This is a genomic window from Tannerella forsythia 92A2, from assembly GCF_000238215.1.
GTDB lineage: Bacteria > Bacteroidota > Bacteroidia > Bacteroidales > Tannerellaceae > Tannerella > Tannerella forsythia.
This window is the reverse complement of sequence record NC_016610.1, coordinates 3,293,071-3,314,067: the sequence shown is the minus strand read 5'-3', so window position 1 is coordinate 3,314,067 and position 20,997 is coordinate 3,293,071. Positions and strand designations below refer to the sequence as shown.

General features: G+C 39.7%; 12 protein-coding genes and 2 pseudogenes. 6 read left to right on the top strand and 8 right to left on the bottom strand.

Translation table 11 applies throughout. From position 1 onward, the window contains the following. Nucleotides 1–256 precede the first annotated feature (256 nt). The 3 genes and pseudogenes from BFO_RS13520 to BFO_RS14295 all read left to right on the top strand — a co-directional run bounded on the left by BFO_RS13520 (nucleotide 257) and on the right by BFO_RS14295 (nucleotide 4,511). The gene (locus BFO_RS13520; protein ID WP_041590969.1) at nucleotides 257–1,354 is read left to right on the top strand and encodes a site-specific integrase; all 1,098 of its coding nucleotides are present in this window, start codon (nucleotides 257–259) and stop codon (nucleotides 1,352–1,354) included. A 218-nt stretch (nucleotides 1,355–1,572) separates the two neighbouring features. After that, nucleotides 1,573–2,775: an IS110 family RNA-guided transposase gene (locus tag BFO_RS13515; RefSeq protein WP_014225157.1), complete on the top strand. Its 1,203-nt coding sequence runs from the start codon at nucleotides 1,573–1,575 to the stop codon at nucleotides 2,773–2,775. Nucleotides 2,776–3,575: 800 nt separating this feature from the next. After that, a pseudogene (locus BFO_RS14295) lies at nucleotides 3,576–4,511 on the top strand (IS1595-like element ISTfo1 family transposase). A 220-nt stretch (nucleotides 4,512–4,731) separates the two neighbouring features. Here the strand turns inward: BFO_RS14295 and BFO_RS13505 are convergent. Continuing rightward, complete coding sequence (locus BFO_RS13505; RefSeq protein WP_394330007.1) at nucleotides 4,732–5,820, bottom strand: IS5 family transposase; 1,089 nt, start codon at nucleotides 5,818–5,820, stop codon at nucleotides 4,732–4,734. Between the two features lie 389 nt (nucleotides 5,821–6,209). On the opposite strand from BFO_RS13505, the gene BFO_RS13500 reads away from it, so the two are divergent. The 3 genes from BFO_RS13500 to BFO_RS13490 are packed head-to-tail and all read left to right on the top strand — an operon-like array spanning nucleotide 6,210 to nucleotide 9,905. After that, entirely contained in the window at nucleotides 6,210–6,428 is a 219-nt protein-coding gene (locus BFO_RS13500) for a helix-turn-helix domain-containing protein (RefSeq protein WP_014226349.1), read from the top strand. Nucleotide 6,429: 1 nt separating this feature from the next. Further along, nucleotides 6,430–7,383, top strand: a complete 954-nt coding sequence (locus BFO_RS13495; protein ID WP_014226348.1) for an AAA family ATPase — start codon at nucleotides 6,430–6,432, stop codon at nucleotides 7,381–7,383. A 5-nt stretch (nucleotides 7,384–7,388) separates the two neighbouring features. Next, the gene (locus tag BFO_RS13490) at nucleotides 7,389–9,905 is read left to right on the top strand and encodes a S8 family peptidase (protein ID WP_014226347.1); all 2,517 of its coding nucleotides are present in this window, start codon (nucleotides 7,389–7,391) and stop codon (nucleotides 9,903–9,905) included. 734 nt (nucleotides 9,906–10,639) lie between these two features. Here BFO_RS13490 and BFO_RS13485 read toward each other — a convergent pair. From BFO_RS13485 to BFO_RS13455, 7 genes and pseudogenes are all read right to left on the bottom strand, one after another. Further along, nucleotides 10,640–11,212: a hypothetical protein gene (locus tag BFO_RS13485; protein ID WP_014226346.1), complete on the bottom strand. Its 573-nt coding sequence runs from the start codon at nucleotides 11,210–11,212 to the stop codon at nucleotides 10,640–10,642. 7 nt (nucleotides 11,213–11,219) lie between these two features. Then, nucleotides 11,220–13,358: an AAA family ATPase gene (locus tag BFO_RS13480; RefSeq protein ID WP_244262926.1), complete on the bottom strand. Its 2,139-nt coding sequence runs from the start codon at nucleotides 13,356–13,358 to the stop codon at nucleotides 11,220–11,222. Nucleotides 13,359–13,369: 11 nt separating this feature from the next. Then, the gene (locus BFO_RS13475; protein ID WP_014226344.1) at nucleotides 13,370–13,603 is read right to left on the bottom strand and encodes a hypothetical protein; all 234 of its coding nucleotides are present in this window, start codon (nucleotides 13,601–13,603) and stop codon (nucleotides 13,370–13,372) included. Nucleotides 13,604–13,609: 6 nt separating this feature from the next. Continuing rightward, nucleotides 13,610–15,881, bottom strand: a pseudogene (locus BFO_RS14290) (DEAD/DEAH box helicase family protein). Next, a complete protein-coding gene (locus BFO_RS13465; protein ID WP_014226343.1) occupies nucleotides 15,882–16,988 on the bottom strand; it encodes an adenine nucleotide alpha hydrolase family protein in 1,107 nt (368 codons plus the stop codon). Further along, nucleotides 16,985–20,194 carry a hypothetical protein gene (locus tag BFO_RS13460; RefSeq protein WP_014226342.1) on the bottom strand — a complete coding sequence of 1,070 codons (3,210 nt, stop codon included), beginning with the start codon at nucleotides 20,192–20,194 and terminating at the stop codon, nucleotides 16,985–16,987. Before BFO_RS13460 ends, BFO_RS13465 begins: the two co-directional genes overlap by 4 nt. Then, complete coding sequence (locus BFO_RS13455; protein WP_244262925.1) at nucleotides 20,191–20,967, bottom strand: DUF4007 family protein; 777 nt, start codon at nucleotides 20,965–20,967, stop codon at nucleotides 20,191–20,193. The genes BFO_RS13460 and BFO_RS13455 overlap by 4 nt, the downstream gene beginning before the upstream one ends. Nucleotides 20,968–20,997 lie beyond the last annotated feature (30 nt).

Here is a 20,997-nt window from a genome sequence, read left to right as displayed (position 1 = left end):
CCAAAAGCGTCTTAATTCCAACGAATTAAGGCGCTTTTTCTTTGTCGCCACCCCACACGTCGGATGAGGTTCGGAATAGGCGTATATTCCGTAAATATGCCTCCGGTGGTTCCATTTTGGTTACAAAAAACAAAGGGGCTGAAAATTGTAACCACAGACGACGTTAAGACGATGTTTAGACGATTGACAAATTACTCTGTTTCAAAATCATATGTCGAACTTTGTAGCCGTATGGTTACACTAATTTTGGAGCAAAATGAAGAGTCAATTTCGTTCAGTTTTTTACTTGCGCAGCAATTACATCAACAAAGAAGGTAAGACGCCCATCCTCATTCGGATTTATCTGAATAAGGAGCGTTTGTCGCTGGGATCTACAGGCCTGTCTATCAATGCCCAATTATGGGATTCAGAAAAAGAAAAAGTCAAAGGACATAGTGCAGAAGCACTTGAAGTCAATCGAAAGATTGAAGAAATCAGGGCTGATATTCTGACCATTTACAAACGTTTGGATGTTACAGTGGAAGATTTGACGTTGGAGCGTATCAAATCGGAATATTTCGGTACATCTGACACACTGACAAGTGTCATGGAATTATTCGAAAAACACAATAGCGATGTACGCGTTCAAGTAGGAATAACCAAAACAGTGGCAACCTTACAGAAATATGAAAATTGTAAACGTCACTTCGAACAGTTTCTCAAAAGTAAATACAAGCGGACAGATCTGAAGTTTTCGGAGCTTACTCCGTTGATTATTCATAATTTCGAACTATTTCTTTTGACGGTCGCCAAATGCCGCCCCAATACTTCAACAAAAATTTTGAAGTTTCTCAAGACCATAACCATTTATGGGCAGAAACATGGTTTTTTAGCACATGACCCATTTGCCAATAAGCGTTTTCATCTGGAAAATACGGACAGAGGGTTTCTTACGGACGAAGAGATCAAGAATTTAATTCACAAAGAAATGGCTTCTCCGAGACTGGATTTGGTTCGTGACATTTTTCTCTTTTCTTGTTTCACGGGTTTGGCATATATAGATGTGGCTAATCTTACCGAAGACAATATTGTTGAGCTGGATGGTAGGAAATGGATCATGACTAAACGACAAAAAACAAATATAGCCACAAATATTCTTCTTCTTGAAATACCTGGGATGATTCTCGAAAAGTATAGACCGGTAAGAAAAGAAAGGAAATTACTGCCTGTCATATCTAATCAGAAAATGAACGGTTACCTGAAGGAGATTGCCGATTTGTGCGGAATAAAGAAGCATTTAACCTTTCACATGGCACGACATAGAGATTTTTATAAACGACAAATAATCAATAGATTAAATTGTTTGTCAATATAGGGAGGTAACGATAAGGAAACCAGCGAACTTCTATACTCTACCTTGTTTTGCCATTTCAAAGAACCACTTTGTTTGCTGCAAATTTAGATAAAATCCTCGAGATTTTACACCGGGCAGATAAAAACACAAGGCCGACGCTCTGTTTTCTGTCCCCTCCTCTGCGTGTTCTTAGCCACAATTTTACTATCTTGGAGGGAAAAAAATTTAAAAAAATAATTATGAACAGAACTCGAACAGTTGCCGGCCTTGATGTGCACAAAGATAGCATTTATCTCTGTATTATGGGGTATGACCAGGCCATTATTTGGGAAAATACTTATGGAGTGCTTACTCCCGACTTGCGTGAGATGCATCATGACATGAGAGCCCATGGTGTCACCGAAGCAGCTATGGAGAGCACGGCCGTCTATTGGGTTCCGGTATGGACGGAACTCTGCGAATCGATGGAACTCAGATTGGTGAATCCCTATTTCATCAAGCAGCTTCCCGGCAGGAAAAGTGACGTGAAGGATGCCCGATGGATCGCGGAGTGTCTTCTGAAAAATCTCATCAAGGGAAGCTTCGTTCCCGAGCCCATCGTGCAGGATATGCGCAAATTGAACCGCCGTATCATGGACCTGTGCGAAGATACGACCTACAACAGCAACAAACTCGACGCAGCTTTGCAAAGATGCGGTTTTAGGCTCAGCAATTACGTGGCTACCACCAAAAGTAAAAGCTATCGGTCTGTACTCAAAGCGATAATCGACGGACAGACCGATCCTGATGAACTCCTCAGTCTTGTGCATGGACGCATACTCAACAAACATGGACGTGAGAGGGTGAAAGCCGCGCTGACAGGCTCGTTCTCAGAAACTGACCTGATTGTTCTCAGACAATTGAAGGAAACACTCGACCTGATCGAAAAACAGACGGCGTACTGTCAGCAAGAACTCGTCCGGCTCTGCAAAGAACATTACCCCAAACCATACGAACGCCTGCAAACCATCCCCGGTGTCAAGGAACGCGCAGCCACGGCAATCATTGCGGAAACAGGTGTTGATATGAAGATGTTCGCTACGGCGGCAAGCCTTGTGGGATGGTGCGGTCTGAAACCGCGTAACGATGTAAGCAACGGGCGTTTCAAAAGCAGAAAAGTGACACACGGAAACAGATACCTCAGACAAATATTGATCGAAATTGCATGGGCTGCATCACGAACCCGAAACTGTTTCTTCTCTCATTTCAGCTACCTCCAAACTACCGTCAAGAAAAAGAACAAAATGAAGATCCAGGTGGCCATCGCTCGGAAAATACTCGTTGCCGTATGGCACATGCTCTCCAAAGAAGAGGATTTCATTGACATTTATCTCAAAAGGCAGGAAGAGTTGAAAAGAACAGAAGGACAAATCAAACTGCTTGAATCGTATATGGCCGATTAGCCATTTGATATACCTTTCGGTGCCACGTAATTACCTTTGTGGTGCACAGAGTAGCCCGTTTCGCAAATTTACAGATACACCGGAAGGAGTCGGACACCGGCATAAGCTACCCAAGCTTGTAGAGGAAAGTAACATACTTATATTCGCAATCTCCGAGACACACCGACCGTCACGGAGCCAACAGTCGTGTGTTATAGTCACCCAAACAACCGAATTTGGGAGGGATTGAGCAGCAATGTAAGCAAACTCACAAAATACGTTTTAGAGGAAAGGTAGCGATATTTTCGCGAAAAGATGGGAATTTCTTCGTTTAAAATAGTTTGGGTATTATAAAAAGTAATCCATCATGACAAAATATTCATATAGCACTCCTTAAATTCTGCTTTTGGGACATAGAACTTAGTGGTTGTTTAACTTAAACAAAGGTCATTCTTTATCGAAACATTTTATCATATTATAGCACTCCCTAATTTTAGACAACGGATTTGCCTTTTTCTTTCACAGTTAGAAACATACAGAATTTCTTTGATATGGTTTATTGTTCTTCTTATGCAGCTTCTACTATTATTCATATAGCATAGCTGGTAGTGGCCTGGCGATGCTTTGGGGTGGTCTCTCAAAGCAGTAGAAATTTATCCATGTTTTGGATCCCATTTCTGAGTTCAAGAGCTGTATCAATTGGGGGTAGATACATTCATTCGAAGAGTAATCTGTTTTTTATGTCTATATTTAAAGAAAGATTTTAATGAATATCCGTATATTTGCCCAGAAATAATTATCTTTGCAAAAAAAATAAGGCAATGACACTGATCGATTTTTTATCTCACTTTCCAGACGAAGAAAGCTGCAAGCAAAAGTTTAAGGCATATCGCGACCAAGTAGGAGTTGTTTGTTCCAAATGCGGAGGCACGGATCATTATTGGAAAAAAGACAAGGAGCAATATGAATGCAAACACTGCCAAACGCGCACCACGCTAAAAAGTGGAACGGTAATGCATAAATCGAAACTTCCTTTTCGTTATTGATTTATAGCCATGCATCTGCTCACGTCAACGAAAAAGACATTTTCGGCCAAAGAAATCCAACGTCAATTGGGACATAATCGTTATCATCCTATTTGGCATATGGTTCACAAACTTCGCGAGGCCATGGGTAAAAGAGATGATGAATATGTCCTTGCAGGTTGTATAGAATTGGATGAGGGTTATTTTTCCACAGAGATGAGTCAAGAGGAAAAAGATAAACCCTTGAAGCGTGGACGTGGCAGTCAAAAGAAAAGCAAAGTTTTAGTAATGGCAGAAAGTGAAATGGTTGAATTTCCGAAAACCGGTCAAAAACCACGAAGAGTCGGCTATTTGAAAATGAAAGTAATCGATGACTTGAAAAAAGAGACCATTAATGCAGCGGTTCAGCAGTTAGCTTCCGGAGCTAATCAAATCGACACGGATCATTCTACCTCTTATGTGGAATTGAAAGACTTTGTACCTAGACACAACTCTCAGGTGATTCCCAAAGAGAAGGTGGGGGAAGCCTTGCCTTGGGTTCATATCGCCATCAGCAATGCCAAGAGACAGTTGATAAATACGTTCCATGACATCAAGCCCGAATTCTTACAAAATTATCTCGATGAATTCTGTTATAAGTTTAATCGAAGATACTGGGGAGAAGCCCTCTTTGGAAGATTGCTCGTAGCTTGCGTAACCTATAAAAATGAGTTTAGGTATAAATACGGATAATCATTAAGATTTTTATAGAGTTATTTCCAAAACCTCGAAGCAGGCAACTTATCAACATTATTCTGTCATCTTTATTGAGACCATTGCACAAAGGGGGTGTTCTTTCTCCTCGCTTGTTCTTGGTGTGTTTTGACCATTCTCGTCTGTTTTTCCGCTTAGGAATTAGCACCCTTTCCCGTCCCTGGAGGGCAATTGCCCTCCAGGGACGGTCGTTTTACGCCTATTTGGCGCCTTGAAGCACAAGAAGCCCCGGCATACGCTTGAGATTGTAGGCCATAGCTTCAAGGATATTCTGGGTATGTGTCTTGGCTAACCCTCGATAGCGACATCGTCCGCCACAGAACCATCGTCGAATACTACCGAAAGTACGTTCTATCAAGCAGCGCGTCTTACTGATCATCCGATTGAATCGTTTCTGACTTTCACTCAGGACTTGACCGCGATGAGCCTTGAGCATAATCCCATCTATCAAACCCTGACGGGCCAAATACTCCGAATTCTTCTTGCTACAATAGCCTTTGTCAGCCAAAACACTGATTCCTCCTGGCAACTTGGACTTCTTGATCAACTCAGGTAATACAACCGTGTCTGAACAATTAGCCGAGGTCGTGAGCACTGTTTCTACCAAGCCCTGCTCGTCCGTCAAGACGTGCTTCCTGTATCCATACCGATAGTGCCTGCCTTTGTGTACCCAACGAGCCTTCGAGTCTACGCCCGGTTTACCACTCTTGAGTTCACAATGATAAGCCTCCTCCTGTGTACGGGCTTTGTCCGAACGAGTATCCTCTCGATCTTCGGCCACTTCTATGACTACACTACCATCAGGGGCGTAAGGACTATCCACAATGCTCGCATCAACGATAGCACCTTGATCAATACGGCTGATGCCGTGCTTCTTGAACTGCTTGTTCAGCTCCCGAAGGAGTTTATCCATAATCCCCAAGCGGGTGAGTTCGCTACGGAAACGACTGATCGTGCTATGGTCGGGGGAGGGGAACCCAACGTCCAGAACAAGGAATTCACTGAAAAGCAAGGAGTCGTTGATACGTTCTTCAACCTCGTAGTCACTCAAACCATACCAGGTCTCTAACAGGAGAATCTTGAACATCAACAGGGCATCGTAAGCGGGATTACCTATGGCATTCTGTGTCTTAGTATATTTCTTGTTCAGCAGTGTGCGAATACCACGCCAATCAACACCGGCATTGATTTGACGTAGGAAAGAGTGTTTCATACGATCTCTGCGAACCTGAGTGTATACTTGCAGAAAGCTTGGGGTCGATTCAGTTGGTTTGGTAGACATATCTATACTATTGTTTTATGTATAAAGATACTAAATATCAGTGATATAGACAAGTGATCCTAGCCAATATATCGCAAAATGCCGTGCAATGGTCTCTTATTGGTATAAATCTTCTCTTTGAGCGAAAAACAACATATCATGTTTAAGTAGTTGTTAAAATATCTATACTTTGTTTTGATTGTTTTTGTAGGGGCAAGAAGACTAAAAACTCTTAAGATTTTAATGAAAGATAAATGTGTTAGATAGGCACAAGCAAAATTAGTCTTCCCATATTCAAGCAGGCGGAGAAGAGCTTAAATAGGTTTAAAATCACAAAAGAATTATCTGACTGAGATATAAACATCTCGATTTATTTTGTATATTTGCACTGAAAAATTGAGTAAATTATTTGATCTATGAATAAGATAAAACTTGTGCTTGACAATAAAGGCATTAAACAGAAATGGTTAGCGGAGCAATTAGGAAAGAGTTTTAATATGGTTAATTCTTATGTGCAAAATAGGACTCAGCCAAACCTTGAAACTCTATACAAAATAGCTTCAATTCTTGATGTAGAGGTAAATGAACTACTATATTCAAAAGATGATATAGAACAAATTAAAAATAAGCAATAATATGGCAACAGCGAATCAATTAAAAACGCTCGTAAAGAGCCACTTTGAAGACAATAGCGAGAGATTTAACACTGTTGCATTACAAATTGCAGCTCATGAAGCTAAATTGGGACATACAAATTTAGCTAATGATATACGAAAAATTATTGATGCTGCAAAAATCAATAAGCCTAAATTAAAAAACATAGATTCTAATTTACAAGGCTTATTCTTAGAAATTTATCCACAGGAACATTTAACAGATTTAGTTGTTGCCCCGCAAGTAAAAAATAGAATAGAAAGAATTATTAATGAATTTACCTATAAAGATAAATTGTTTAGGCATAACCTTGAAAACAGACGAAAAATTCTTTTTTCGGGACATCCTGGTACAGGAAAAACTATGACAGCATCAATAATTGCCAATGAATTGCACTTGCCAATATATGTAGTACTAATGGATAAAATAGTAACAAAATACATGGGAGAAACAAGTGCTAAATTACGGCAAATATTCGATTATATTGAAGATGTTCCTGCCGTTTATCTTTTCGATGAGTTTGATGCAATCGGAGGACAACGAGGTAAGGATAATGACGTGGGCGAAATGCGTCGAGTATTAAACTCATTTTTACAATTTATTGAAAGAGACCATTCTGATAGTTTAATTATTGCAGCAACTAACAATTTAGAATTGTTAGATCAGGCATTATTTAGACGTTTTGATGATGTAATTCATTATCATCTTCCAAGCGAACTTGAAAAAGTTCAACTGCTTAAAAACCGATTATATGGGAAACTTTCACAAAAAGATATTGATTCGATTTTGCCAGAGTTAGAATCTTTAAGTCATGCAGAAATAAATCAAGCATGCTTAGATGCAATTAAAGAATCTGTAATAAATAATGTTAAAATATCCACAGATTTGCTTGCAAAGACAATTCAAGAAAGAAAATCAGCTTACAATTTAAAATAATAAATATGAATAAATACGAGCATATTATTATCCCTGAAACAATAAAAAAAGCTATTAAATATTCTCCCAGAGGTAGTGGTGGTGGCGGTCTCTCTATACCTGTGCGCAATCGGCAAGCACATGCAGAATATTTACAACGGAAATTTGATGCTGCCAGAGTTGATGATACAAATGTCAAACAACAAATGGAAGCAATCTCCTTACCTGCGAGAAGTGGAATTTATCTCGAATTTGCAAGTGCTCCCACTTATGATTTAGTATCAAAAAGTTTAGAAGATCAAAAAGCTGGTATCCGATTGTTAAATATTCGACAGGTAAAAACAGAAGATAACCAGGAACAGACTTTTGCAACTATCTATATTCCTCATGGAAAGGAAAATAGACTTTTAGAAAAGCTACATAAATATGCGACGGAAGAGTTACGTAATGGGAAACCTAAAAATGACACTCTTTTCCGGAGTATCGAAAATATTAATGTAGCTCTCCTGAAAGCATTATGGACTGACAGATATGAAGATTTTCCAACTGATCACAATGATTGGTATGAGGTTTGGATAAGAACTTCTGTAACAGAAGATATTGTAAATCAACATGACAGATTTATAGATTCTCTTCAGAGTCTCGACATTCACTTCAAAGAGGATTCAATTCTAACATTTCCAGAAAGGACTGTATTTTTAGTATATGCAAATATAGATGCTCTGACTAAATTATTGGGATGTTCAGACCAATTAGCAGAATTGCGAAGTGGACGTGTATTGACAGGATTTCTATTTGATGAGTATAGAAATGAGCAACAAGAATGGGTGGAAGATTTACATAATAGAGTCCAATTTAACCCAAATACAAATTCCGTCATTTGTGTATTAGATTCAGGTGTTAATAATGGACATCCTCTTTTGGAACCTATAATTCCAGAAAAAAATTGTGGCTCTGTCGTTGGAGAGGGTCTTGCGGATAGGGATGGGCATGGCACAAGAATGTGCGGAACCGTCATTTATGGCGATATGTCTTCTTGCCTTGCCAGCACCCAGAAAATACAAATTGATAACCAAGTTGGTTCAATTAAATTATATCCGCATGGTCTTCCTAATCCCAAAGAAGCATGGGGATTTTTGACAGAACAAGCAGTTTTGACGTCTGAAATTATATTCCCTCACAAAACCGTTTGCTATTGCATGGCAATAACGGCAGAAGATAGTGAGCAAGGAAAGCCAACATCTTGGTCAGGAGCAGTTGACTCGATTGCGTACAACAATGGCAATACAGGTCGCTTTTTTATGGTTTCTGCTGGTAATATTAGGGATATAAATAATTTGGATAAGGAAATTGTTACTGGTTATCCAAACAGAAATAGCCTTCGACCAATACAGAATCCTGCTCAAGCTTGGAATGGTTTGACTGTTGGGGCCTTTACCAATATTGTAGCAATAGATAGTCCTAATTTGAGAAACTATGATCGTGTTGCGCCAAGTGGTGGAATTAGTCCCTTTTCTCGAACGTCATCACTATGGGAAAAAGGTGCATTGATTAAGCCAGAAGTTATGTTTGAAGGAGGAAATTTATATAAAACCAATGATCTTCAATTCCCATTTTCTTCTCATCAAGATTTAGAATTGATAACAACGAGTAAAAATTACCAAATAAGCAGTTATTTTGACACTATTAATGCGACAAGTGCAGCAACGGCGTTAGCTGCAAATTTTGCAGGTAAATTGCAGGCTCGGTATCCTCATTTATGGGCAGAAAGCATTCGTGGAATAATGGTTCATTCTGCAAAATGGACTTCATCTATGGAAATACAATTCCCTGTAAGAAATAGAGGAGACATGGAACGAAGATTGCGCCATTGTGGTTATGGTGTACCATCAGAAGAAAGAGCATTTTATAGTACAGAAAATGGTTTAACGTATGTTGCCCAAGAAATAATACAGCCCTTTATCAAGGAGCGAGGAGATAATTCTCCAAAAATAAATGAAATGCACTTTTTTGAGTTACCTTGGCCTCGTGAGGTTTTAGAGCAACTTGCAGAAACAAATGTTACAATGCGAGTAACTTTATCATATTTTATTGAACCAGCTCCTGGAGAAATCGGTTGGAAAGATAAATACAGATATGCGTCATGCGGATTGCGTTTTGATGTAAATAAAGAAGATGAAGATCAAAGGGCTTTTCAATTAAGAATTAATAAATTGATTGAAGCCGAAGAAAACGAAGAGCGTGGAAGGAATGATTCTACCAGATGGTTAATTGGCTCGGACAATAGAAATAAAGGATCAATACATTCAGACGAATTAAACCTCACAGCTGCTCAATTAGCAGTATGTAACTTGATAGTTGTTTATCCAATTGGAGGTTGGTGGAAAACACGTACTAATTTGAAACAATATAACAATAAGCTGCGGTATTCTTTGATTATATCTTTGGATACCCCTGTTGAAAATATAGATTTTTATAATACCGTTAAGGCAAAGATAGAAACCGTAGTTAATATTCCCATAGAAATCTCAACGAATGATTAATAAATAGGTGGGAACCTAAAAAACAAAGATGATTATTGGCTTACCCGATAAATCGCAGTTCTTGTATTATATGGGTTGACACAAAATATGGATAGAGAAAAACTGTCTCCGTAAAATCTATCATTTTGGTTCAAATGATTGGTATTCAATGCCTAATGAGTTATAAAATGCTATAGGTAATGATTGGGCGACCTATCTTCCGTAATGATATACAACGCTTTACATAACTCGAATAACCTGTTGCAAAGATAAAGGTATATCGTGAGAAAAAAGAATTTTCTCTCTTGATTTTTTCCTTAAGCCGTCATTGGGGCAGCTTTTTGTTTTTGTGTATTCTATTCTTATGATAAAATGAGTCCTTAAAGACTGTGTTTTTTGTTTTGTCCTGCTTCTCTCCCTGCACATCCTCCACTTATGCCCGTATATCATGTCGGGCTCGGTTGTTCGTTGTCAGTGACAAAGGTAGTTTTGGGCTTTCACGGACAAAAAAGGTCGGAGCGGCAAGCCGTTACGACGACAATCTCCACACTTCCATTTCATTGCAGGTAGTATTCTCGCCGTAAAACCTTGTTTGTCCTAAGCCCTCCTTTTTTTACGCCACTGAAACGAAAAAGACTTCCCCGACGGAAAAAACGTATAAGATGCAGGATATACGAGATGTAAGAACAAGGAGATTAGAACAAATCTGTTATGAGTGAGTATCAAATGTACTTTGTAAAGCAAACTCCATCAATTTAATCCAAAGATTCAGGCTCTTCTTCGTCTGTACTTTCAGCGACAGAGGCATCAAATTGAAGAAATATTCCTAAGAAAGCATCTTCTTTATAGAAGTAGTTCGGAATATCTTCGCCCTTTTCCTTTATGAAGTGAAAACCATAATTTGCATATTCCTCCATTGACTGCATCAGCATATCAACCGCCTTGCGCAGTGATAAATCTCCTTTATCCAATGCGATGAAATCTATATCGGAACGAGCAATAAGGGCGGCAAACATATAATCTCTGATTTTGGGGTAAGGTGTACGCCCCAATCGTTTTTCTATGTTGCCCCAATTTTCGATAGCCCAACCAAATTCTTTTCTTTTTGTGGTATCTTCTATCAATGGACGGCGTTGGTTGGCATACAAGCCAATAAAAAACGCCACAATGTACAGTTCGTAACCAGCACCGAATAGTTTTCCACGGGCTTCACGCAAAGATGTTTCACCCTTGCCATAATCGCAGTAGGTCTTTATCAAATCCTCGTATTTTGTTTCCCATTGCGGATTACGAGCCGCCCACTTATCATATAATTTCTCTGTTGCCATAGCCTATTTATTTGATATGTTCAATTATTGTTTGAATTGTTGACAAATCTTCCTTGTCAAAACCTTCCGCTTTGCTAATTTGATAAACCGCACAAGTGAGTTGGTTGAGTTTCTCTTGATTCAGTTTCTTTGTTTTTGTGGCATAATCAATTTCCAACAAGTCTTTCGTAACAATTATACACTGCTTGTCAAGTTTGTCGATGATGTTATAGAATACATCTTCTTTGAACTCACCAAACGATGATGTCGGAGCATCAAAAATGAGAGGATAATCTTGCTCTCTTCTCCTTGTCGTAATGTTTGAGATGGCAAACAAAACGGACATATACATTGTGGTTCGCTGTGCACCGCCAGGATTTGAAATCACTGTGCCGTTGGAACTATACAATTGAATGCGGGCAGAGCCATCGGCTCTTTTTATAATGCGTATCTGACCTCGGAAATCATTTTCGTTCAACAACTCAAAGTATTTGTTGGTCTCGTTTTCAAGCATTGTCAAAAACTCATTTACATTTCTGTCTTTTGCCTTGGCAAAGGCTTCCATAATGAGTTTGAGCGTTTGATGAATCAGCTGACTTCTTTTTATTGCATTGTTTGATGGTGCGATTTCGTTGAATGCATCGGAAATGCTCTTGCGTTCTTTTTCGAGGTCGGCAAGTTGGCGGTTTAAGTCTGTCAATCTGATTTCTGCCCTGTTCTTTCTTTCGGACATTCCTTTGTAATCTTTGAATCCTTTTTCAAGGAAAGACTCTGAAATGCCTTGCGTTTGAATCAATAATCTTGCTTTCTCGTCTTCTGCCTCTTGCAAATCCTTAATCGCTTGTTCTAAACGTTGCTTATGTGCTTGTATCAGTTCCAATCTATCATATACAGTTATGGCAATTTCAGCAATTTCCTTTTCGTTCCAACCTCCCAACCGATTAGAAATTTTGTCTATTTCCTCAACATAGTGGTTTGGGAAATATGGCTTTTCTTCCTCCTCGCTTTTGCTTTTCGCTTGCGAATTGGCAAGAAATTCATTCAATTTATTGACCATAAATTCATATTCAGGCGTTCCTTTATGTGCGGGACGATTACAAACCTTGCAAATTTCATCGTCAATCATTTCTTGCATGGTTTCTTTATTGGGAACGTACCACGGAAGTTTTGTCGCACCATTGGCAAGAGCGTTGGCCATTTCTTGCTTTCCTTTCTCTATGGCACGGCGTTCTGTTTCCGCTCTGTCAAGTTTTCTTTTCTCCCTACTGATAGCCGATGCCTTTTTCTGAAACTCCTTCAAGACACTTGGAAAGGCTCTCAAAATCCAATAATCATCTAACAATTGTGCATTGTAATCAATCGAAGTACGAGCCTTGTATGTTGCAACCTCATTTTGTTTGGCTTCAATTCTCTTTTTTATCTCCTGATATGCTTCACAAGCATCTTGGTTTTCTTCTAATTTTTCCAAACTCGATGTGAAATCAGATATGGCTTGTTCTTGTGTGCGAATATCATCTTTCACGTTTTGAATATCATTCAAGTTCCTTATTTTGTCAGATTCCAACTGCTGAACCTTTTTTGTTTGGGCTTTGTCCTGTTTCAAAGCCTTTATTACAACCGCATCGGAATCTCTTTCAAATTTTTCGGTAAGGTCAACATAATCTTCAAATTGACGAATATTTGAAAAAGTGTCCACCAATGTTTTCAATGCTGTGTTATTGTCGAAAACATCCAATTGACTTTCACCTTTGAACAAACAATATTTGCGAATGGCAGTATCGAAACACGCTTCCAATAACTGCTTGCCATTTCTTGACAAACGTTCAGAGCCTCTATCCTCATATCCGATAAATTTGTAATCGAATGTGCGGGCAGAATTTTCGGTTTGTTTCTCAAAACTAAAACTCTTTTCAATCTCAATAATACCATCGTGGTCGAATACCAGAGAAACAACAACTTCATCAATATCGCCAACTTCCATTTCTGACTTTCTCTTTTCAGAGATGTTTGTGGCACTCTTGTTTTCAGTGGCAGTGTCGAACAACCATTCCAATGCCTCGAAAAAAGTGGTTTTCCCATCTCCGTTGTCTCCGATAATCAGCGTAAGACCTTGGGCAAACTCAAATGTGTTATCTCCGTAATAACTACGAAAATTTTTGATGTTCATGCTTTTGAGTATCATATCTTTCCGTTTAAGTAGTTATTGATTTCGTTATAAAGTTGCTTATCGGTTTTGTCTTCATTTTTGCCCTCGATGATTTTGGCAATAGTGCAAACCAAATAATTATCAGATTGAAGTGCTTCATCAACCGTCTCATAATCAGAAGGATTAAACGGATACTCCTCTGCAAGTTTCTCGTTTTGCAGTACGGATTGTAGCACTCTGTCGCTATTTGTCAGATATTTAGCCATAATTTATTATTTGAAAATTGATATTACATATTTGTTCAGCACATCGTCCAACTCGCAAATCGTATCGTTCAAGTTTTCAGACAACAAGGCAAAATCACGGACACGCCTCAACTCGCTTTGCACAAGGCTTTTTTCCAAAGCGTAGCATTCTTCATCGAACACATTGTCGGGTATTACGATGAGGTCGTGAATGATGGCGAAGCGTTTGTCTTTGTGTGTTCGCAGGACACGACCACGGCGTTGAATGAATTGGCGTGGGTTTCCTGTGCTTGCACAGAAAATAGCCAATTCGCTTCGCGGCACATCAACACCTTCATCCAAACATTTCATTGAGGTAAGCACATCAATACTGCCATCGGCAAAGCCTTTGAGCATAGCGTCGCGGTCGGTTGATTCGGAAGTAAACTGACGGACAATGATATGGGAATCCATATCACGGACAATGCGAGTGAAATCGTCTATCAAATGTTCGGTGTCGAGGTCGGAAGCGATGGTGTCGGACTGGTCGAAAATATCAGCCTCGAAATTGTCGGGCTTGTTACCTTCGGGAACGTAGACCAAAGTGTATTTCAAACTGCCTCTTTCTTCCATTCGCTGCTGAACAATCTGTTTGAAAGCGGACAACTTGTTTGCTGCTTTGTGAATGATACGTTTGCGTTTGAGCAAAAGCATTTTCAAACGTTCCTGGCTCTCCTCATCGTGAAAGCCCATTATCTTGACTATCTTTTTTGAAAGTTCAACGTATTCAGCCATTTCGTTTTCAGTCAAACGAACAATGTGCGGATAGTAATAGTAACGGCACAAATCACCATTCTGAATGGCTTCAGCCATTGAATACTCGAATGTGTAACTGTCGGCACAGCCAAAGAAATCCATCAGTTTGCGGTTGCCCGTATCGTCAAACTGCCTTTCGGGTGTAGCAGAAAGCCCAATGCGGCGCAAATATTTTATGTCCGAAAGGCGTTGAGCCATCAAACCACCGCCCATATTGTGAGCCTCGTCAGCGATAAGCAAAAGTTTGTTTTTGGGAAATTGGTTCAATTCCATAAAAACATTGGAACGGACAAACGAAGCGTAAGTTGATATGATAATGTATGACAAATCATTGTTGGTGTTTGTCATTTCGAGCAAGCGCAGATTGACAACAGCCGATTTCCAATTGTTATACTTCGAGCAAACTTTTATAATAGTACTGAAATTGAACTTTTTACATTCAATTTCCCATTGTTCGACAAGTGTAATGGTTGGAACAAGAATAATGGCTTTGTAGTAGCCTAACTTATTGTATATCTCAAGCAGACAATTCAGCGAGGTAATGGTTTTGCCCGTACCTGTTGCCATAGCAAACAAGCCTTTCTGCTTGTTATTCTTCCAATTATCGAATGCCTGTTTCTGATATTCACGTGGACCAGATTCGTATGGGAAACGAGGCTTGCCAAAATCAATTGGTTCAACGACTTCGCCTTGCTTCTTGATTTTCTCTATCTCAATTTCAACCTTGTTTTTGGCTTTATCTAATGCCTTAATCACAGATTTTGGCAATGATTTATCGGCAATATCCTGTTGGATAAATTTGTACTCATCTTCAAGCAAATCTTTCAGTTCCTTGTTCTTGAACGATTCGGCAATGTGGGTTTTCACTTTGTCGGTCGGAACAAAAACAACATTCTCATCTTTGCCTGTGAACACAAGTTCAAATTCGCCATTGATTTTGTTTATTGTAGCGGATGAAGGGTTACCGTCCCAATCGCAGAAAGCCGTAAGGCTTTCGATGTTGTCAATCAATGCCGACCGTGAAAAGTTGCAAGAGCCATCGAAGCCAACTTTATTCACGCCATCGCTGAAAACGCCTGTTTTGGTGTGAGAAATGCCAATGCCGTCTTTGGGGGCAACGATTCTTATATCAAGTCGATTGTTACGGATAAGCCACGCAAGACAATCGAAGAAGTGAGCATCACGCTCCGAAAGTGTGTTTTTCAGTTTCTCAATGTCTGTAATATCAAAAAACGGAATTGGTGTATCAAGTTCACCGTTGGCAATGGCGTTTTTGTCCTGTTCGGTAAGAATGTCATTTACAATCAGATTCATACGACCACCATTGTAGAGGAAAGAGGCGAAACCCGTCTGCCAAAACATTGATTGCGGACGAGGAAAAGAAGCCTAACATCAAATCGAACTGTGTGGCATTGCAAAGGCAGTCAGAGAAGAAACCTATCGGCTCCCACTCTGTCCGCGATTTAAAATGGCGGTGTGCCGGAAATGTTACCTCTTTTAGCATCTATATAAAACAATTAGCACAATTAATTTCATCATCTTCAAACATATCTATCAGCAATTTGCTTTTGCTCTTTGCTTTCAAGTCTTCTGTTTTCTTTATGTGGTCGAGTTTGATTTGGCGGACACGCTCGGGACGAATCAGTTTTTCAAGTGGTTCGCCTTGAATCCATGTGTAGCCATCTTTCTCGTATTCCATTGCCTTTTTGAACAGGTCGGGGTGTTGCTCATAGAGCCAAATCCATTCTATTTTCTGTTGGAAGAAACAGAAATAGCACCCTGAACGACTGCGGCAATATTGACCGATTTTGCCGTCAACCTCAAAATCAATGAGGTTGTAATATGCGGGAACCCCAACTCCACTTTCTTCCAGTACTCTTAAAATATCCTCTTTGCAAAGTACATCTTCGTTATCAAGCAAGGGAAATGAATCCAACTTGCCCACAGGATAATCGGTGTATTCTTTGAGGAATGCGAAAACGGCGTGATTGAATGTCTTTATATCAACATCGAGCAAAGCATTGAGTTTCTTCGAGTAGAAGAAATCTTTTGTCAGTGGTGCAATAATGAATTTCTGTGCTTGCTCGTAAACATCATCGTTGGCAACAGAGCGGTAGCAATCGTTAAACTTGTCAATGCTGACATTACCTAAAACCTTGTTTATGACATCTAAACTCCAAATATTTCTTCGAAACGGAAAAATGGACTGAATATTAGGCTTCGTAGAAACATATCCATCACGGTCTTCATCGCCACGAATACCTACGTATGAAATCACCATGTCGTTACCTACGTATTTCTCAAATTCGGCTAACTTCATTTTCTGTGTACACCAACGCTGCTGAACTGATGGCAGAAAACCGCCGTTGATTTTCAAAAGGTGGTCGAATGGTGTTGGTTCGGGGCTGTCTTTAGCGGCTTGAAGCGTGATTATCTTGCCCAAATATGATCGCAATCGCTCAACAAGTTGCTCTGTTTCAGCTAATTCGCATTTGGTGTCGCAAGTATAGAAATCAATGTCGAGCGTTGGATATTTGTCTTTCAGATAAATAGCCAATGCTGCACTATCTTTGCCGCCTGATATGCCTAATACGTGTCTGACTTTATTCATTGTAATTTCTTTTTTATCAGGTTAATAAGTGCCGCCACATTGACGGTGTTATCGGCAGAAAGCAATTCTTCAATTCTCTTTTCCAACTGACAGACTTCCCGAATGCTTTCCTGCGGAACAACAACCTGTTTGGTTATTGCACCCTCTTTGTTTTGGGTAATATGCAGACGGAGAATTGATTCATTGTCAGTTTTGTGCATTTCAACATAATCGTCAAGTTGGAACAATTTATCGCGTAACGAAGTGAGCAAAAACGCCTTTTCGGTGTCTTTTATCTTTTCCAGTGGCTTGTTCAAAACGGCATAGCACACTGATTCAATCCACGTTGTACGATTGTCGAAGTTGCCTGTCAGTCGGGAATGGAAATTCTTGACATCGTTAGGCATCAAAGCCACCTTGACGGATTTATACCTGCTGTCGATAATCGGCTTATATGCTGAAAAATCAGTCTCTTTTATTTTTAGAGCTTTGAGAATCTGCTGTTCGATTGATTTTACATAATCATCGTAGCAACTTCTCAAATTCCGAATGGCATTTTGCAAGACGGATACGAAACTGTCAATTGCTTCGGAATTCTGTGTCAGAACCACTTCGCGAAATCCTAACGCTTCGGGCAAATGCTCAAAGAAAGTTGCTTCTGGGTCGGTCGCCTGTGCAATAACATCACGAAACTTTTTTGTTTCCGAAGAAATATCTTTTGTCGTTTGAGCGTAGGTGTTTAATTGCTTGTAAAACGTAAGGAACGGACGAATAGTTTCAATAAAAGCATTACTATTTAACTCCGATTTCTGCAAATTGACAGCTTCACGATATTTGTCAAAAAAGATTTGTTTAACACCTTTTACACTAAACGACTTTACAGACAAACCGTTTGGATTGCGGTAGAGTAAATCCAAAACATCTTTGTTGATGAACGGAACGTAAGAATCGCCGCTGTATAGTGCAAAATCATCTTTCTTGATTATCAGGAATGACGGAAGCCAACATTCAATAAAGCCTTGCTTTATGCCGTATGGCGGTTCTGAAAGTATGGTAGCAAGTTCGCCGATTTTGAGCTGTTTCTGCTGTGCCGATTTCAAAAAGTCCATACAACAGTTCCATAGCGGCATAAACGATGGCTCGGTTGGTTCGCTGAAACCGAAAGTATTATCTGCGGAAACGTGGATTCCAGTGCTTTTCATCATAGTGAGATAGATAGACTTTTCGGGTGGAAACTTGTCCTTGTCGAAGCCAATATCTTCCTTTTCTCTGTTTTCAAGCAGAGCATTCAAATAGTTCTGCCGGGCAACCGACATTGTACCGCTTGGACGGTGCTTGTTGATTAACTCATTTTTGAAGACAGGTGTGGCACTGTAAATGGTATCGGAAATGACAGAAAGGAATTTCATCAGATCCTTTTGTGAGCGAATGCAGTCAATACATTTGCCATTGAAAACCCACTGAACATTGTCAGAGAAAAGGCTGTCGGTTACTGACTTGTTCAACAGCGATTTCTCGTATTCAATAAGGCTTTCGATTTCCTTGTGTGCCACTTTGTCGTTTTCATCTTTGATGTAGAAATCACGCACCCAATACAGTTTGTCGATTTCAAAAATGTGGTCGATAATCTCTTGGGCATTCTTGAAAACACAATAGGCGACGGCGATGCCTTTGTGCGACAAACATTCGTCTGTTATGATGGAGTAGCCGTTGTCTTTGGCAAAAATCAAATCAATAATGCCATCATTTTCACCCTGACGGACTTTTGTGATAGGTTCATCTGTTATCTGATACTCAAAATAGCGTGGCGTTCCTGTTCGGTAGTAATGAGCATTGGCGATTGAAATGCGGAATGTAAAAAGTTGCTTCAACTTGTCAATGTAGTCATCTGTGCGCTTACATTCGAGTGAGGCGTTGTAAAGCCCCATTTCAATATCAACATCAGTACCCTCAAACAGAATGTATTTCGATTTGTATTTGGCAAAACGTATTATTTGAGCCTTTTCCAATTTGCCCATCAATGGCAGAATATCATTGACCCCCATTGACAATCGGGCATATTGAGCAAGGAAATCAGAATCTATTTTGGTTGCTGAAGAGGCAAAAATGTTGAGCAATCCAATAACCTTGACAAGTCCGATGGCTGTTTCAATTTCCGATTCTTCCAACGGAAGCCCCTCAACACGCTCAATGGCAATTTTGATTGCCGACCAATTTGTTGAATCGGCGTTTACCTCGGTCAAGGACGAATGGAAATTGTATTGAACATAATCGTACACATTTGTAAGGTTATAAAGAGAATTGTTCGATGCAGAGAAATTGGCAATGGAATCATCGCCCGTGGCCTCTAAAAACGAGAACAAAGATCTCTCGTTCTGCCCGTAACGCTGATTGGCTTGCGTAAGAATGTAGGCGGCGAAAATATCCATCGGATATAGAGCCGACACGACATCTGATTTCAGATTGTCGTTGGCAAACTTCGACTTAATAGCCAAATCTACGATTTGGCGAATGGCTTTGTTGTTTGAAGCCTTGCGTTTGGCTGCCATTTTTGTGGCGGCGAGATTCAGCAACTGCTCAATGGGTTCTTTGAAAACAATATCCTGAATACGACCTTTTACTTTCGTCCATTCCTGCTTTTGTTCAAGTTTCAAATCCTTTGCGTATGCGTTGAAACCTTGATGCAGTGTGGTAAGCAGAAGAATATCCTTACCAGTGTCGTTGACATACTCGCAGAATTGCTGTAGGAAATACATTTCCTTTTCTGGATTGTTTTTTGCAGCGTGTTCAAGCACTTTACCAAATTCGTCAATAACGAATACCAAGAGCGAATCATCTGCTTTGCAGTTGTCGTATAAACAATCCAATGCCGTAAAAATATTAACTCTTTTACTTGTATTGGGTTGAATATGATGATAAAGCAAATCTATTAAAGGAGTATAATCTCCGACAATGTTTATGAAACGAAATTTTGTAAAGCCGTTGAACTGTCCTTTATTTCTGATTAAGGGATTATCAATTGGAAGATTTCCATTTAAACATTGCATTAAAGCCAGCAGGAAACTCGATTTTCCTGTGCCGTATGAGCCAATCAAGCAGAAGGAGTGTATTCCAGCGGTGAACGAATCAACTATTTTGCCAATGGTTTGTTTGGCATTAGCTGTTACAATGTAGTTGAAGGTCTTATCCCTATCACGTTCTATATTGACCGATGTTGAAAACTTCATCTTTCTTTTGATTTATAATACATATTCAAGATTTCCAACTCGTTGAAATCCTGCTTTACAGCAAACAGTTGTTCACCAGCTGAATTGTCGAATGTTATGTTGAAATTTATGGCTGTCAATTGGCTGAAAATGTCGTATAGTTCGCCTTGCGACAGGCAAAAGACAAGAGCAAGTTCAAGCATTTTGTCAAACTCGACAACCTGACTGCCACCTGATATTTTGTGAATGGCATAGAAGAAAATCAAAGGATTGATTTTCGCTTTCGTGGGATAGTTGAACTCATACAAATCTTTCTCGATACGCTTGATTAGGTTCAAATCGAGTAAGATAGCGGAATAATCCTCGTAGATGTTGGTGTTGGGAGAAACATACATTCTCAACAACATTGCAATGTCCTTGTTGATGGTGTTGTCGTTCCAAACAATGCCGCTGAATGCCTTGTCGAGATTCTTACGCTTCAGAAAAGCAAAGATGTTCGCTTTGGAAAACTCTTTTCGCTCTTTGTGGAAATTGAGAAAAATCTGCCTGTAAATGGTTGCGTAGTTGGTGTAAATCAGATTCCAATGCAGAAGCCAAAGGGTTTGGGTGTCTTCAACAAACGGGTCGCAACCTGTTTCCGTGTCGAAAATGAAATCAGCCAAAGGCGATATTTCATTGTCTTGGTTAATCAGACCGAAAGCCCGAAGCCAATACCTGATGGAACTGACCATATTTTTGCCTACGCCCAAAGCGACAACAGCATCTTCATCATTGAATGAATGACCGTCTTTCACAAAGTCGTAGCCTTTTTTTAGCCACAGACT

Bases quoted from the DNA above. Each gene is read 5' to 3' on its own strand.
- BFO_RS13520 (WP_041590969.1), top strand. From the start codon at position 257: ATGAAGAGTCAATTTCGTTCAGTTTTTTACTTGCGCAGCAATTACATC.
- BFO_RS13515 (WP_014225157.1), top strand. From the start codon at position 1,573: ATGAACAGAACTCGAACAGTTGCCGGCCTTGATGTGCACAAAGATAGC.
- BFO_RS13500 (WP_014226349.1), top strand. From the start codon at position 6,210: ATGAATAAGATAAAACTTGTGCTTGACAATAAAGGCATTAAACAGAAA.
- BFO_RS13495 (WP_014226348.1), top strand. From the start codon at position 6,430: ATGGCAACAGCGAATCAATTAAAAACGCTCGTAAAGAGCCACTTTGAA.
- BFO_RS13490 (WP_014226347.1), top strand. From the start codon at position 7,389: ATGAATAAATACGAGCATATTATTATCCCTGAAACAATAAAAAAAGCT.
- BFO_RS13485 (WP_014226346.1), bottom strand. From the start codon at position 11,212: ATGGCAACAGAGAAATTATATGATAAGTGGGCGGCTCGTAATCCGCAA.
- BFO_RS13480 (WP_244262926.1), bottom strand. From the start codon at position 13,358: ATGAACATCAAAAATTTTCGTAGTTATTACGGAGATAACACATTTGAG.
- BFO_RS13475 (WP_014226344.1), bottom strand. From the start codon at position 13,603: ATGGCTAAATATCTGACAAATAGCGACAGAGTGCTACAATCCGTACTG.
- BFO_RS13465 (WP_014226343.1), bottom strand. From the start codon at position 16,988: ATGAATAAAGTCAGACACGTATTAGGCATATCAGGCGGCAAAGATAGT.
- BFO_RS13460 (WP_014226342.1), bottom strand. From the start codon at position 20,194: ATGAAGTTTTCAACATCGGTCAATATAGAACGTGATAGGGATAAGACC.